At 70.3% G+C, this 13,797-nt stretch carries 16 protein-coding genes; 8 read left to right on the top strand and 8 right to left on the bottom strand.

Annotated elements, in window-relative coordinates:
* Nucleotides 1-11: 11 nt before the first annotated feature.
* The 7 genes from Aco03nite_RS45045 to Aco03nite_RS45020 all read right to left on the bottom strand — a co-directional run bounded on the left by Aco03nite_RS45045 (nt 12) and on the right by Aco03nite_RS45020 (nt 4,500).
* Complete coding sequence (locus tag Aco03nite_RS45045) at nt 12-1,091, bottom strand: DUF2786 domain-containing protein (RefSeq protein WP_203807894.1); 1,080 nt, start codon at nt 1,089-1,091, stop codon at nt 12-14.
* A gap of 144 nt (nt 1,092-1,235) precedes the next feature.
* A complete protein-coding gene (locus tag Aco03nite_RS54425; protein WP_275415972.1) occupies nt 1,236-1,361 on the bottom strand; it encodes a hypothetical protein in 126 nt (41 codons plus the stop codon).
* Between the two features lie 91 nt (nt 1,362-1,452).
* On the bottom strand, nt 1,453-1,824 hold the full coding sequence (locus Aco03nite_RS45040) for a hypothetical protein (RefSeq protein WP_203807892.1): 372 nt from the start codon (nt 1,822-1,824) through the stop codon (nt 1,453-1,455).
* A gap of 45 nt (nt 1,825-1,869) precedes the next feature.
* Nucleotides 1,870-2,358, bottom strand: a complete 489-nt coding sequence (locus tag Aco03nite_RS45035; RefSeq protein WP_203807890.1) for a roadblock/LC7 domain-containing protein — start codon at nt 2,356-2,358, stop codon at nt 1,870-1,872.
* Between the two features lie 38 nt (nt 2,359-2,396).
* Nucleotides 2,397-3,467: a DUF4388 domain-containing protein gene (locus Aco03nite_RS45030; RefSeq protein WP_203807888.1), complete on the bottom strand. Its 1,071-nt coding sequence runs from the start codon at nt 3,465-3,467 to the stop codon at nt 2,397-2,399.
* A 33-nt stretch (nt 3,468-3,500) separates the two neighbouring features.
* Nucleotides 3,501-3,851, bottom strand: coding sequence for a roadblock/LC7 domain-containing protein (locus tag Aco03nite_RS45025; protein WP_239145963.1), 351 nt, complete (start codon nt 3,849-3,851; stop codon nt 3,501-3,503).
* 133 nt (nt 3,852-3,984) lie between these two features.
* Nucleotides 3,985-4,500: a DUF4388 domain-containing protein gene (locus Aco03nite_RS45020; protein WP_203807884.1), complete on the bottom strand. Its 516-nt coding sequence runs from the start codon at nt 4,498-4,500 to the stop codon at nt 3,985-3,987.
* A gap of 87 nt (nt 4,501-4,587) precedes the next feature.
* On the opposite strand from Aco03nite_RS45020, the gene Aco03nite_RS45015 reads away from it, so the two are divergent.
* The 8 genes from Aco03nite_RS45015 (at nt 4,588) to Aco03nite_RS44980 (ending at nt 13,215) form a co-directional block, all read left to right on the top strand.
* Nucleotides 4,588-5,799: a deoxyguanosinetriphosphate triphosphohydrolase gene (locus Aco03nite_RS45015; protein WP_203807882.1), complete on the top strand. Its 1,212-nt coding sequence runs from the start codon at nt 4,588-4,590 to the stop codon at nt 5,797-5,799.
* Between the two features lie 45 nt (nt 5,800-5,844).
* Nucleotides 5,845-7,710, top strand: a complete 1,866-nt coding sequence (dnaG, locus tag Aco03nite_RS45010) for a DNA primase (protein ID WP_203807880.1) — start codon at nt 5,845-5,847, stop codon at nt 7,708-7,710.
* On the top strand, nt 7,707-8,231 hold the full coding sequence (locus tag Aco03nite_RS45005) for a hypothetical protein (RefSeq protein ID WP_203807878.1): 525 nt from the start codon (nt 7,707-7,709) through the stop codon (nt 8,229-8,231). Before dnaG ends, Aco03nite_RS45005 begins: the two co-directional genes overlap by 4 nt.
* Before the next feature lie 31 nt (nt 8,232-8,262).
* The gene (locus Aco03nite_RS45000; protein ID WP_203807876.1) at nt 8,263-9,183 is read left to right on the top strand and encodes an ABC transporter ATP-binding protein; all 921 of its coding nucleotides are present in this window, start codon (nt 8,263-8,265) and stop codon (nt 9,181-9,183) included.
* A gap of 2 nt (nt 9,184-9,185) precedes the next feature.
* Nucleotides 9,186-9,935, top strand: a complete 750-nt coding sequence (locus tag Aco03nite_RS44995) for an ABC transporter permease (protein WP_203807874.1) — start codon at nt 9,186-9,188, stop codon at nt 9,933-9,935.
* A gap of 1 nt (nt 9,936) precedes the next feature.
* A complete protein-coding gene (locus tag Aco03nite_RS44990; protein ID WP_239145962.1) occupies nt 9,937-10,719 on the top strand; it encodes an ABC transporter permease in 783 nt (260 codons plus the stop codon).
* 104 nt (nt 10,720-10,823) lie between these two features.
* Complete coding sequence (locus Aco03nite_RS44985) at nt 10,824-11,900, top strand: YihY/virulence factor BrkB family protein (RefSeq protein WP_203807872.1); 1,077 nt, start codon at nt 10,824-10,826, stop codon at nt 11,898-11,900.
* A 493-nt stretch (nt 11,901-12,393) separates the two neighbouring features.
* Complete coding sequence (locus Aco03nite_RS44980; RefSeq protein ID WP_239145961.1) at nt 12,394-13,215, top strand: sugar phosphate isomerase/epimerase family protein; 822 nt, start codon at nt 12,394-12,396, stop codon at nt 13,213-13,215.
* Between the two features lie 162 nt (nt 13,216-13,377).
* Here the strand turns inward: Aco03nite_RS44980 and Aco03nite_RS44975 are convergent, their stop codons facing one another.
* Nucleotides 13,378-13,677, bottom strand: a complete 300-nt coding sequence (locus Aco03nite_RS44975) for a hypothetical protein (protein WP_203807868.1) — start codon at nt 13,675-13,677, stop codon at nt 13,378-13,380.
* Between the last annotated feature and the right edge of the window lie 120 nt (nt 13,678-13,797).

Here is a 13,797-nt window from a genome sequence, read left to right as displayed (position 1 = left end):
TGCCGCACCCGTCAACGCAATTGCGCCTCGTCGGCGGCGGCCCGCCCGGACTCCCACCCCTCCAGGCTGTCCACCCGGCTGCCGCGCACCCGGACCGTACGCGGAAAGGCCTTGTCCAGGGCTTTCACCACCTGGGTCTCGCGGCTGCGCAGCACCGGCAGCAGGTCGCCGTGCCCGCTCATCTCCTGATCGACGACCTGCCGCAGCCGCTCGCCGATCCGCACCCCGTAGGAGACCAGGAACGACCGGCGAAAAGCCTTCAACCGCGGCTTTCGTACGTTCTTCTCGTCCCGCACCATCGCCCGGTTCGCCTGCACCAGCAGCGACGTGTAGAGCAGCTCGACCGCGTCGATGTCGGCGTCGAACCCGAAGACCGTGCTGAACCCCAGCTCCTGCGACCAGACCGTGCGGCACGTGTTGGCCTGCGCCACCGCGTCCAGCAGCCCGGCCTTCTCGCCCTCGTAAGGGTGATCCACCCCGATCCGGCGCGCGAACGGGACCACGTCCACGGCCGGCGCGGTGATCTCCTCGATCCGGTACCGGGTGATCAGCTCCTGTGCCTTCGCGCTGTACGTCTCCGCCTCGGCCGGGAACTCGGTGCCCTCCGCCTTCGCCAGCAGCGCCCGCACCCGGTTCAGGATCCGGTCGTCGGAGTGGTGCCGCACCTTCTTCAACGGGGTGCCGGGCGGCGGGATCAGGACCTCGATGGCCGGCAGCAGCCGCATCTCGGCCAGCAGACCCAGCGAGGCGTCCAGGACGGCGATCCGGTCCGGCTTACGGCCTTCCCCAGCGGTACGCAGGGAGTCGGCCTGTGTCCGCCACCTGTCGTCGACCGGGGAGCGCCCGCGCAGGAAGTCCCCGGCGGCGTCGGCGACCGCGCGCGCCTGGATCGGGTTGCCGCGCCGGGCGACCGCCCGGTACAGCTCGACCGGCTGCCAGCCGTTGCTGAACAGCCGCTCGAACTCACGGCTCAGAACCGCGCGCAACGCGGCGTCGACGTCGGCAGAAGCCGTGCCGGTCAGGATGTCCAGTGCGTCCTCGTGGTCGAGGGAACCGGACCGCACCCTTTCGATGATGTCCCGGGCGCTCATGAACAGAGATGGTAGTTGCCCCGCCAGGCGCGGCGGCACGTCCCTCCGGCAACTGACGCGGGAGGCCCCAGGGTGGGGAGGGTGGTGCGACCCTCCCCACCGGGCGGCGACGACCGGGCAATTGACGTCACCGACGTTCCATCGCTAGTTGGGGTTCTCCCGGCCGATCAGCGTCTCCAGCTGCGCGAGGATCAGCTGGACCCCGTTGCCGACGACCTCGACCTTGCCTTCGCTCGGCCGGCCGGCATGGAGCTTCGTCTCGCGTTTCACTATAGGCGCTGAGCAAGGTTGTACCAGTCACCTGTTCGTGTGCTTTTCCGCCGGTGGTGGGGAGGGGATGCCGGCCTCCCCACCAGGGGGATCAGACGTCCAGGTCGTTCTCGATGCGGCGGAGTTGGTGGCGGGCCATCGCCAGGTTGGCGCGGTCGCGGCGCAGTGCCACGTACAGGAACAGGCCTTTGCCGGAGCGGCTCGTGAGCGGCCGGATCATGTGGTACTGCGAGTCCAGCGTGATCAGGATGTCCTCGATCTTCTCGGACAGGTTCAGCATCTCCATCGCCCGCAGCTTGGCCCGGACCACGTCGGTGTTGCCGGCGGCGGCGACGGTCAGGTCGAGTTCCTTGCCGCCGCCGAGGGTGCCGAGGGCCATGCCGCTGGTGTGGTCGACGAGCGCGACACCGATGCAGCCGTCGATCTCCATGATCTCTTTGAGTGCGGTTTCCATGTCAGCCATGGGAATGATTCCTCCGATATCGGGTGGGATGGTGATTCGGCCGGGTCAGCCGGTCGCCTGGCGACGGCGGACCACGTTCGGCAGGGTGGCCATCGGGGTCCGCCGGGCCAGCGGAGTCGCCGGTGCGGCCTGGGTGGGGATCTCGGGACGCAGGTAGGGCGCGGTCTCCAGGGCGAGGACCCGGACCAGCCGGCGTACGCACCGGCGGGCCTCGAGGTGCACCATGGCGAGGTTCGCGTTGCCCGAGGTGACGACGGTGAGCAGGGCGTTGGGCCCCGCGGTGTAGGACGTGATGTAACCCCCGTCGCATTCGACGACGGACTCCCGCAGGTCACCGTGGTTGACCGCGTGAGCGAACCGCCGGGCCAGGGCCAGGTGGGCCGCGGCCAGTGCGGCGAGCGTGTCCGGTTCGATGCCGTGCGAGTCGTGCGCGATGACGAGCCCGTCGGCGGTGGCGAGGACGCTGCCGGACAGCTCCGGCACCCTGGTGCGCAGGCGACCGAGTTCCTCGAGTACCGCCGGATCCACCGTCACTTCTCCTCGCTCCTTCGTCTGCATAGGGGGTGCGCGGGTCACCGCAGTGCCCTCAAAGCGGTGCGGATGCGCTTGAGCAGGACCTCATCGGTGCCCTGGTGTACCTGTGGGCCCTCGTCGGCGAACTCTCTGGGCAGCTTGGCACCGGGTTTTCGGCGGGCCAGCCGGGGCCGGTTCGGCCCGGCGTTCTGTTCCGGAATGTGCGGTTCCGGAATGCGAGGTTCCGGGAGGTGCGGTTCCGGAATATGAATCTCCGGGACACCGAGCTCTGGAATCGGGGCCGGAGCAGGTGTCGGGTCCGGCACGAAAACCACCGGTGGGCTGACGGGCGCCGCCGAGGAACGGCCCGCCGTGGGCCGGTCCAGCGGCGCCGACCCACCGCGCGGGTGCGGGAGCCGGACGAACTCCGGCGTGTCCGGCACCCGCTCCTCGGGGAGCTCGATGAGCCCGGCCGCGGCCATCCGGCGCAGCTCCTGGATGATCGCGTACCCGGCCCGGCCGAGGAGTTGCGCCAGGTCAGCCGGGGTGCGCTGCCCGTCCGCCTGGACCAGCAGCTCCCACTGCGGCGCGGTGACGGTGATGCGTTCGCGGGGCGGCCGGCTCACCGGGATGACCGGCGCCACGTCGATCCGCGGGTTGGGGAAGATGTCGTCGAGCAGCTGGATCCGGCGTCCCACCTCGTGATCGACGGCGGCTGCGTCGATGTGCACGACCTGGCCCAGCCAGTGGGTGGCCCCGGCCCGGAACTCGGCCGGCGCGGACCGGTCGGACAGGACGAAGTACGCCGCGTCGTAGGTCGAGCCGAGCACACACAGCTCCAGCTCGCCCTGGGTGAGGTGACCCTGTTCGACGAGCAGGCGGCCGACCCGGGCGGTCGTGCCACCGATGTCGAGCGCCTGCTGCCAGGTGCGCCCGGCCAGCCGCCCGGACGAGGTGAGCAACTCGCCCACCCCGGGGGCGGCGGGTGATTCGGCGTACATGACCCGGCCCTCGACCAGGTAGACCGCGCCGCCGGGATTCCCGGCGACCACCAGCGCACCGGTCTGCCGCGTGTCGGAGGCCTGCAGGAGCAGGTCTCCGGGCGCGGCCGCGGTCCTCGTCGGGCTCACCGCTCGCTCCTTCCCGGTAGAGCAGGGTTCGGGTCACTGCCTGGCGACCAGTTCGTCGGCCAGGCGCTGCATCTTGCGGCGGGCCACGGCGAGGTTGCCGCGGACCCGGTCCAGCCACACGTAGAGCACCAGGCGGCTGTCGAACTCGGTCGGGACGAGGCGCAGGAGGTGGTAACCCCCGGCGGTCGTGATGATCAGGTCTTCGAGCAGGTCGTGCGGTATCGCCGAGACGAACAGCGAGCGGCTGGTCGCGGCCTGGACCACCTCGGCCGTACCGGCGGCCGCGGCCTCGTGGTCGGAGTTGGGAGCGGCTCCGGTCGTGGCGACCGGAAAGCCCGTGGTGTAGTCGACGATGCTGGCCCCGACAGCGCCAGGAATCGTCATGGCCTCCTGTAGACAGTGGTCGACGCCGGGCACTTCACTCCCTCAGCGCTTCGGTCCCGTTCGGGCACTTACCGCCCGCCACCGTGGGCCATCCTCCGGTGACCGTGCGAGTGGAAGTCGCACGTGGTGTGCGTCATGGTCGTGTAGCCGTCACTCGTTTACGCCGGCCTCGTGGATGAGGTACCGCACGCAGGCGCGCGGCGATCAGATGGCCCAGCGAGACCAGCTCTAGCCCGGCCGTCTCGCCGAGCCAGTGCCGTTCCCCGGGCGCGAACCGGGCCGGCGCGGCGGCCTGCTGCAACAGCACGTGGGTGGTGTCCACGATGACCGTCATCACCCGCAGCGCCAGTTCGTTGCGCCCCAGCCAGCCGTCGCGCAGCAGCACCCGGCCGACCTGATGACTGCCGCGGCCCTCGGCGTGCACGGCCCGCCACGTCCGTGGGGCGAGCCGGCCCGAGGAGATCAGTCGTTCGCCGAGGCCGGGGCTGGCCGGCGACTCGGCGTACGCGATGCGGCCGGCGACGAGGTAGAGCACCCCGCCCGGGGCGCCGCCGACGTGCAGCGCCCCGGTCCGGCCGGTCTCGCCCAGTTCGGTGAGCAGGCGCCGCATCGAAGCGGTCGCCGGGGAACCAGGAATCACGGTCGTCATCCTGGGGGACGTATCGAGTGCGGTCGTCGCACGGTGGGTGCGCTGTCCGAGCCCGTTCCGCCGCCGCGGGCACCTATTCTTGCGATCATGACGGCCGACGCCCAGCGATGGACCACGGAACCCGCCAAGGACAGCGGGTACGGCCGGACCCCGTACCAGCGGGACCGGGCCCGGGTGCTGCATTCGGCCGGGTTCCGGCGGCTGGCGGCCAAGACCCAGGTGCACACCGCCGGGTCGGACGACTTCCTGCGCACCCGGCTCACCCACTCGCTGGAGGTGGCGCAGATCTCCCGGGAGATGGGCGCCCGGCTCGGCTGCGACCCGGACGTGGTGGACGTGGCCGGTCTCGCCCACGATCTCGGGCACCCGCCGTTCGGGCACAACGGCGAGGCCGCGCTGGACGAGGCGGCCCGGTCCTGCGGGGGTTTCGAGGGCAACGCGCAGACCCTGCGGGTGATCACCAGGCTGGAGGCGAAGGTGCCCGGCGCCGGCCTCAACCTGACCCGGGCGACCCTGGACGCCTGCTCCAAGTACCCGTGGTTCCGCAAGCCGGGACAACGCAAATTCGGTGTGTACGCCGACGACCGGCCGGTCTTCGAGTGGCTCCGCGACGGCCGCGACGACGAGCGCAAGTGCCTGGAGGCCCAGGTGATGGACTGGGCCGACGACGTGGCCTACTCGGTGCACGACGTCGAGGACGGGGTGCACGGCGGTTACATCACGTTCGGTGATCTGCTGACCGACGCCGGTGAACGGGCCGAGCTGTGCGCCGACGTGGCCGCCACCTACTCCTCGGAGTCCCGCGACGACCTGGAACACGCCCTGGAACAGCTGCTCGCCGACCCGGCGGTGGCCGCGGTCGCCGGTTACGACGGCGGCTACCACTCGCTGACCGCCCTGAAACGGATGACGAGCGTGCTGACCGGACGGTTCGTCGCCTCCGCGGTCGGCGCCACCCAGAGTCACCACGGTGTCGAACCGTTACGCCGTTACCAGGCCGATCTGGTCGTCCCGCGGACGGTCCGGGACCAGTGCGCGCTCCTCAAGGGCATGGCTTTCCGGTACGTGATGAAGTCCCGCGAGGCCGAGCAGCGCTACGAACGCCAGCGGACGATGCTGGCCGAGCTGGTCGACGTGCTCACCCGTACGCCGCAGCGGTTGGATCCGCTCTTCCATCCGCTGCACACGGCCGCCGCGGACGACGCGGCCGCCCTGCGGGTGGTGATCGACCAGGTCGCGTCGCTGACCGACCACGCCGCCACGGCCTGGCACCGGGACCTGGTGGAGAAACGCCACTGACGCGGGGAGGACCCTGCTGGCGGCCGGCCGCCCGAACGAGGCAGGATGTATGCCGTGGCGGGCAGGGTCAAGGACGAGGACATCGCCGTGGTCCGCGACCGGACCTCGATCGTCGACGTGATCAGCGAGACGGTGACGCTACGGTCGGCGGGCGGCGGCAACATGAAGGGGCTCTGCCCCTTCCACGACGAGAAGACACCATCGTTCAACGTTTCCCCAGATCGCAACGTGTATTTCTGTCACGGGTGCGGGCAGGGCGGCGACGCGATCAAGTTCCTGATGGACGCGGAGCACCTGTCGTTCATCGAGTCGGTGGAGCGGCTCGCCGGCAAGGCCGGCATCCAGCTGCGGTACGACACCGACGACAGCCGGCCGGCCGGGCCGCGTCCGCAGGCGGGGCAGAAGCAGCGGCTGCTCGCCGCGCACGCCACCGCCGTCGAGTTCTACCGGGAGCAGCTGGGCACGCCGGGGGCGCGCAAGGCCCGGGAGTTCCTGGCCGAGCGCGGGTTCGGGCGGGACGCGGCGGAGCGTTACGGCTGCGGGTTCGCCCCGGACAGCTGGGACGCGCTCAGCAAGCACCTGCGGTTGACGGGGTTCACCGCGGAGGAGCTGGTCACCGCCGGGTTGTCCAAGCACGCCCGGTCCGGGTCGCTGATCGACAGGTTCCGGCGGCGGCTGCTCTGGCCGATCCGGGACGTGACCGGTGACGTGATCGGGTTCGGCGCGCGGAAGCTGTTCGACGACGACGACGGCCCGAAGTACCTGAACACGCCCGAGACGCCGATCTACAAGAAGTCGCACGTGCTGTACGGGCTGGACCACGCGAAGCGGGAGATCGCCAAGCGCGGGCGGGCGGTGATCGTCGAGGGGTACACCGACGTGATGGCCTGTCACGAGGCGGGCGAGCCGACCGCGGTGGCGACCTGTGGCACGGCGTTCGGCGTGGATCACATCCAGGTGCTGCGGCGTCTGCTGATGGACAGCGACAGTTTCACCGGCGAGATCATCTACACCTTCGACGGGGACGCGGCCGGGCAGAAGGCGGCGTTGCGGGCGTTCGAGGAGGACCAGCGGTTCGTCGGGCGTACGTTCATCGCGGTCTCGCCCGGCAACATGGACCCGTGTGAGCTGCGGCTGGCCCGCGGTGATCTGGCGGTCCGCGACATGATCGCCGGCCGGGAGCCGCTGGTCGACTTCGCGTTGCGGCACACCATCGGCCGGTTCGACCTGGACACGGTCGAGGGCCGGGTGGAGGCGATGCGCAAGGCCGCGCCGCTGGTCGCCAAGATCAAGGACCGGGAGAAGCGCCCGGAGTACGCCCGGAAACTGGCCGGCGATCTCGGCATGGACCTGGAGCCGGTGCAGCGGGCGGTGAACAACGCGTTGCGCGGTGAGGCGGCGGCCCAGCAGCCGGCGCCCCGGGCGAAGGGCGCCCCGGACTCGCCGCAGCGGCTGGTCGAGCGGGAGGCGCTGAAACTGGCCCTGCAGGAGCCGGTGCTGGCCGGGCCGATGTTCGACGCGGTCGGCGCGGAGAACTACGGCGACGCGGTGCTGCAGGCGGTCCGGGACGCGATCGCCGAGGCCGGCGGTGTCCAGTCGGCGACCGGCGGGGTGGTCTGGATCGAGAAGGTCCGGGACGCCTGCACCGACATGGGCGGGCAGATGCTGGTCGGCGAGCTGGCGGTGGAGCCGCTCTACGTCGACGGGCAGGTCGAACCCCGCTATGTGCAGGTGACCCTGGCGCGGCTGCAGAGCGGGGCGGTGGCCACCCGGATCCGGGATCTCAAGTCCAAGGTGCAGCGGCTCAACCCGATCTCCCATCGGGACGAGTATTTTGCGCTGGCGGGCGAGCTCGTCTCGCTCGAACAGCAGGCGCGGGCACTGCGTAACCAGGCGGCAGGTGAGATGTGAAGCTCTTCCGACGGCGACCCAAGCTTCCCGCCGAGTCCCGGCCCGCGCTGGGGCCCGAGGAGCGGGTGGTGGCGTGGTGCACGGTCGCCGAGTCGGCCGACGTGGTGGTGGCCACCAACCACGGGCTGTGGCTGCCGGGCGCCGGGCGGCTGGGCTGGCACGAGATCCACAAGGTGGCGTGGTCCGGGCGGGAGCTGCGGATCACCCCGGCCGAGGTGGCCGAGGACCGGGAGGGTTACACGGTTCTGGTGGACGGCCCGGTGGTGTCGTTCCTGCTGCTGGAGCCGGGGGAGGTGCCGGACCAGGTGCGGGCCCGGGTGACCCGGTCGGTGGCGTACACGACGCATCACGAGCTGGCCGCGGGCGCGGTCCGGGTGGTCGGCCGCCGGGTCAGTGGGCGGGACGGGCTGAGCTGGGCGGTGCGCTACGACTCGGGCACCCCGGTGGACCGGGCCGAGATCGTCGAGGCGACCGGCGAACTGGTCGGTGCGGCACGCTCCACTCTCGAACCGGCTGACTGAAACTGTCGGACCCGGTCCGTAGGGTCGGTGCGTGACATCTCTCATCCACGCGCGCGGGCTGATCAAGAGGTTCGGTGACTTCACCGCGGTCGACGGTATCGATGTAGACGTACAACCGGGTGAGGCCTTCGGTTTTCTGGGTCCGAATGGCGCGGGCAAGAGCTCGACCATGCGCATGATCGGGTGTGTCTCCCCGCCCACCGACGGGGTGCTGCGCATCCTCGACATGGATCCCCGCCGGGACGGGCCGAGGATCCGGGCCCGGCTCGGTGTCTGCCCGCAGCTGGACAACCTGGATCCCGAGCTGTCGGTGCTGGAGAACCTGACGACGTACGCCCGGTTCTTCGGCATCCCCCGGAAGGTCGCGCGGGAACGGGCCGCTGAACTGCTCGACTTCGTCCAGCTGGGCGAGCGGGCCGGCAGCAAGGTGGAGCCGCTGTCCGGGGGCATGAAGCGGCGGCTCACCATCGCCCGCGCCATGGTCAACGAGCCGGACATCGTGCTGCTCGACGAGCCCACCACCGGCCTGGACCCGCAGGCCCGGCACCTGGTGTGGGAGCGGCTGTTCCGGCTCAAGCAGCAGGGTGTCACGCTGGTGCTGACCACCCACTACATGGACGAGGCCGAGCAGCTCTGCGACCGGCTGGTGGTGATGGACGGCGGGAAGATCGTCGCCGAGGGCTCGCCCCGGGCGCTGATCGAGGCGTACTCCACGCGGGAGGTCGTCGAGCTGCGGTTCCCCGACGACCAGGGGAGTTACGTCGGCAAGCTGGAGGGTGTCGGCGAGCGCCTGGAGGTGCTGCCGGACCGGATCCTGCTCTACGTGACCGACGGCGACGCGGCGCTGGCCGAGGTGCACCGGCGGTCGCTGGACCCGGCCGGCTCGCTGGTGCGCCGCAGCAGCCTGGAGGACGTCTTCCTGCACCTGACCGGCCGGACCCTGGTGGACTGACGATGACCTACGTCCTGGAATACCACCTGGTCAACTATCGGCGCACCTGGCGCTCCAGCGTGCTCTCCTCGCTGGTGCTGCCGTTGCTCACCATGCTCGGGTTCGGTGTCGGGGTCGGCGCGTACGTGACCGGCGGCATCGACGGCCACTCGTACCTGGAGTGGATGGTGCCCGGCCTGATCGCCTCGACCGCCGTGCAGACCGCGGTCGGTGAGGCGACCTGGCCGGTGCGGGCCTGCTTCGAGTGGGTGAAGAGCTACTTCGCGCAGTCGGCGGCCCCGCTGCGGATCGCCGACATCATCGGTGGGCACCTGGCGTTCATGATGGTCCGGGTGCTGCTCAGTGTGATCGCGTTCCTGCTGGTGGCGGCGGTCTTCGGCGCGCTGGGCTCGCTGTGGTCGCTGACGGTGCTGCCGATCTCGGTGCTGCTGGGGCTGTCGGTGGCCGCGCCGGTGATGGCGTACACGGCCAGTGTCGGCTCGGACACCATGCTGACGGTGCTGATCCGGTTCGCCGTACTGCCGATGTCGCTCTTCTCCGGGGTGTTCTTCCCGATCAGCGCGTTGCCGGAGGCGTTGCAGTGGGCCGCCTACGCCCTGCCGCTGGCGCACGGAGTCGATCTGAGCCGGGCCGCGACGCTGGGCCTGGACCTCGGGGTGGGTGCGCTCGGGCACGTGGCCTACCTGGCGCTGTGGTGCGCCGCCGGGTGGGCGCTGGCGGTCTGGCGCTACCGGACCAGGCTGGTGGTGTGACGTGCTGACGACGACCCTGGCCCGGCGGTCCGCCGCCGTCGCGGGCCGCAACGTGGCGGCGCTGAAGAGCGCGTACTGGCTGGCCATGCTCGGTGGCTTCCTGGAGCCGGTGCTCTACCTGTTCTCCATCGGTGTCGGGGTGGGCGCGCTGATCGGCGACATCGCGCTGCCCGGCGGCCGGGTGGTGAGCTATTCCGAGTTCGTGGCGCCGGCGATGCTGGCCGCGTCGGCGATGAGTGGCGCGCTCAACGAGACGACCTTCAACTTCTTCGGCAAGATGAAATTCGCGCGGTTGTACGAGGGGATGCTCGCGACCCCGGTCCGGCCGATCGAGATCGCCCTGGGTGAACTGTCGTGGGCGATGATCCGGGGCAGTCTCTACTCCGCCGCCTTCCTGGTGGTGATGGTGCTGATGGACCTGACCACCGCGGGCCGGGCCCTGCTCGCCTTCCCGGCCACCGTGCTGATCGGCTTCGCGTTCGGCGCGCTGGGGATGGCGATCTCCACGGTGCTGCGCAGCTGGCAGGACTTCGATCTGATCATCGCGGGGCAGTTCGCGCTGTTCCTGTTCTCCGGCACGTTCGTCCCGGCGACCGCCTATCCGGCGGTGCTGCGCTGGCTGGTCGAGGTGACGCCGCTGTACCGGTCGGTGGACCTGATCCGGGGCATCAGCCTGGGGCCGCTCGAGCCGGTCCACGTACTCGATGTGCTCTATCTCCTGATCCTGACCGGTCTGGGGTTGTGGATCGCCGGGCGCCGGATGGAGCGCCTGCTCTGTAAGTGACCCGTCCGAGACGGTTAGCCACGACGGCCTGCGGGAACCCTTTCCGTAGGCCGTTCGCGCAGGTCATCTGTGGTCGGCCCCGGTTGCGGTACGGGAGGACCTTCATGAGACTTCGCCATCACGACGACGCCCGCCGTCAGGGCTCGGACGATTACGACGTGGCGGCGGCGGCCACGTCGCACACGGGTTCCTCGTCCTCGGACTCCTCGTCCCCGCCCGGTCCGGACGCGGGCCCGGACAAGCCCTCCGAGCTGCGCACGAAAGGGTTGCTCGCGGCGGTCAAGCGGACCTTCAAACAGTTCGACGAGGACAACGTCTCGGACTGGGCGGCGGCCCTGACGTACTACGGCGTCCTGTCGATCTTCCCGGCCGCGGTGGTGCTGGTCTCGCTGCTCGGCCTGCTCGGCAGTGACGGCAAGAACACCGTCACCGAGGCGGTCAACGATCTGACCCCGAACGCGCAGCTGCGCAGCCTGGTCGACACGGTGCTGACCCAGGTGGGCGACTCCGGGGCGGCCGGGTTCGCCGCGATCATCGGTCTGGTCGTCGCGTTCTGGTCGGCGTCGGGCTACGTGGCGGCGTTCATGCGCGCCTCGAACGCGGTCTACGACGTGCCGGAGGGCCGGCCGATCTGGAAGACCCTGCCGATCCGGGTCGGGGTCACCGCGGCCATCGGCCTGATGCTGATCCTGTCGGCCACCATCGTGATCTTCACCGGCGAGCTGTCCCGGGTGGTCGGCGAGCGCCTCGGTTTCGGCGGCGCCGCGGTCACGGTCTGGAACATCGCCAAGTGGCCGGTGCTGATCGTGCTGGTCAGCCTGATGTTCGCGCTGCTCTACTGGGCGTCGCCGAACGCCAAGACCGGTGGTTTCCGCTGGATCACGCCGGGCGGGATGTTCGCGGTCGTGCTGTGGGTGGCCGCGTCCGCCGGGTTCGCGATCTACCTGGCCAACTTCGCCAACTACGACAAGACGTACGGCACGCTCGGCGGTGTCATCGCCTTCCTGGTCTGGCTGTGGATCTCGAACATGGCGATCCTGCTCGGGGCCGAGCTGGACGCGGAGCTGGAGCGGGGCCGGGCCATCGCGGCCGGGCACCCGGCGGACGACGAGCCGTTCCTGGAGCTGCGGGACACCCGGAAGCTGAAGAAGGGCAGCGATCACGGCCTGAGCCAGCGCTGACCTTCCGGGACTTTCCAACGTGCTTCGGCACGGAACATACGCACGAGCAGCCGACGATTGCATGTCCGTTTATGCACAATCTGAACAATGCGGGTGACCGAAGTTGGTCTTCCGTGCTGGTTCCGGGGTAGCTACTCGCTGGTCACCCCGGGCTAGTCTATTGACCTGACTCGATAGGTGAGCCCGTTTTCGATCATGTTGTTGCTGGTCGCCGCGTCGCACGCGACGTGCGCCGCTGATCCGTCACACGCCACAGGCTCGTACCCGAGGGCACGGATCAACGGATGGAGACGGCTGTGGCACCCCTGATGCGAGGGTTCGGCCGTTCAGGTCGCGGCCCCGGCATGGTCCATACTGGAAGCGTCAGCGCGTGCGAATGCACGTGCACCTGCACGGGAGACCTCGTCCGGGGAGGATATTGATGCGGCTTCGACATCCCTCCGGCCGAACTGTGCACCTGAGCTGCGGAATCAGCCTAGACCACGCCGAAGACGTGACCACGGCCGTCGAGCGACTCGATGCCGCCAACAGCGTTCTGCGAGGTCACTTCGGCACCGGGGCGCTGACCGTCGCCCTCCGGCTGCCGCTCCGCCTCGCCGCCGCCCTCGCCGAACAGGGCCGCGCCCGCACCCGGCTGCGTAACGAACTCGACGCCCGCGGCCTCGAAGTCGTCACGTTGAGCGGCGCGCCCGAGGGCGGCGGCGAGCACCCGGCCCCCGACTGGAGCGAGCCCGCCCGGCTGCGGCACACCCTCGACCTCGCCCGCATCCTGGTCGACCTGCTCCCCGCCGAGGAGGTCCGCGGCGCTCTCGTCACCGGCGGCCTCGGCCGCGACGGCGAATGGGACGAGGCCCGGCAGCGCGACGGCGCCCGCCACCTGTCCCGCCTCTCCGGCGGCCTCGCCGACCTCGCCTGGCGGGTGGGCCGTGCCGTCCGCGCCGGATTCCAGCCCGGCCCCGGCCGGATCCTGGACAGCCCCGAGCAGACCGTCGCCGCCCTCAGTCGCGTCGACAAGGACCGGCTCGGCATCTGCCTCGATCTGCCCACCGTGCTCCGCGACTGGCCGGCCCCCGAGGCCGGCATCGACCGGCTGACCGACGCGGGGCTGTCGGTGATAACCGCACGAATAACCGACCCGTCGGCCGCCTGGCAGCCCGTGCTGCGGCACCTGCTCGCCGCCGACACCGCCCGCACCGAGTACGTGGACGTGGACGTGCCCGGCAGCGACGAACAGCGGGGCGAGGCCCTGGCGTACGTCCTCGGGGAATTGACCGGTCTCGGCCTGGTGCCGGAACAGGAACCCTGCGTCTTCTGATCTTTGGTCTTTGATCTTCTGATCTTTTTGGTTCGATCCGTCCCGGACGTGCCCTGGCTTTGTGTGATCCGTCCCGGACGTGCCTCGGCTTTGTGTGATCCGTCCCGGACATGCCTCGGCGCCGCTCCCGGGGTCGGGAACGGCGCCGTGAGACGACCGGCGTCAGTAGCTCGTGCCGGTGCTCTTCGTGCCGGTGACGCTCGGGGCGGTCAGCTCGTCCGTGGTGTCGTGCCCGTTGGTGCTCAGCTTCTCGCCGAGCTTGGACGACTGCAGCTTGTCCTTGCCCTCGGTGTAGAGCTTGTTGGCCTGCGCCTGGGCCACACCGGCGGCCTCCTGCACCGTCGGGTGCTGCCAGGCCTTCTGAGCGGTGGACCGGATCTCTTCGTACTTCTCCCGGCCGGCACGGCTGCCCAGGACGAAGCCCGCCGCGAGACCGGTGAGGAACATCAGCTTTCCGCGCATGATGGCGGCTCCTTCCGTAGTTCGACGCGCGTGCGTCTGCCTCAGGTGCATACCCATCCTGCCGGGCCGGTACTCCACACATCCCGGTTTCGGCCCCACTGTCGGCCTCTGACGCTAACG

The sequence above is a fragment of the Actinoplanes couchii genome (assembly GCF_016862075.1).
Taxonomy (GTDB): Bacteria; Actinomycetota; Actinomycetes; order Mycobacteriales; family Micromonosporaceae; genus Actinoplanes; species Actinoplanes couchii.
Note: the sequence above shows the minus strand (reverse complement) of the source record. Positions and strands in the feature narration are given on the sequence as shown.

Bases quoted from the DNA above. Each gene is read 5' to 3' on its own strand.
- Aco03nite_RS45045 (WP_203807894.1), bottom strand. From the start codon at position 1,091: ATGAGCGCCCGGGACATCATCGAAAGGGTGCGGTCCGGTTCCCTCGAC.
- Aco03nite_RS45040 (WP_203807892.1), bottom strand. From the start codon at position 1,824: ATGGCTGACATGGAAACCGCACTCAAAGAGATCATGGAGATCGACGGC.
- Aco03nite_RS45025 (WP_239145963.1), bottom strand. From the start codon at position 3,851: ATGACGATTCCTGGCGCTGTCGGGGCCAGCATCGTCGACTACACCACG.
- Aco03nite_RS45020 (WP_203807884.1), bottom strand. From the start codon at position 4,500: ATGACGACCGTGATTCCTGGTTCCCCGGCGACCGCTTCGATGCGGCGC.
- Aco03nite_RS45015 (WP_203807882.1), top strand. From the start codon at position 4,588: ATGACGGCCGACGCCCAGCGATGGACCACGGAACCCGCCAAGGACAGC.
- dnaG (WP_203807880.1), top strand. From the start codon at position 5,845: ATGTATGCCGTGGCGGGCAGGGTCAAGGACGAGGACATCGCCGTGGTC.
- Aco03nite_RS44995 (WP_203807874.1), top strand. From the start codon at position 9,186: ATGACCTACGTCCTGGAATACCACCTGGTCAACTATCGGCGCACCTGG.
- Aco03nite_RS44985 (WP_203807872.1), top strand. From the start codon at position 10,824: ATGAGACTTCGCCATCACGACGACGCCCGCCGTCAGGGCTCGGACGAT.
- Aco03nite_RS44975 (WP_203807868.1), bottom strand. From the start codon at position 13,677: ATGCGCGGAAAGCTGATGTTCCTCACCGGTCTCGCGGCGGGCTTCGTC.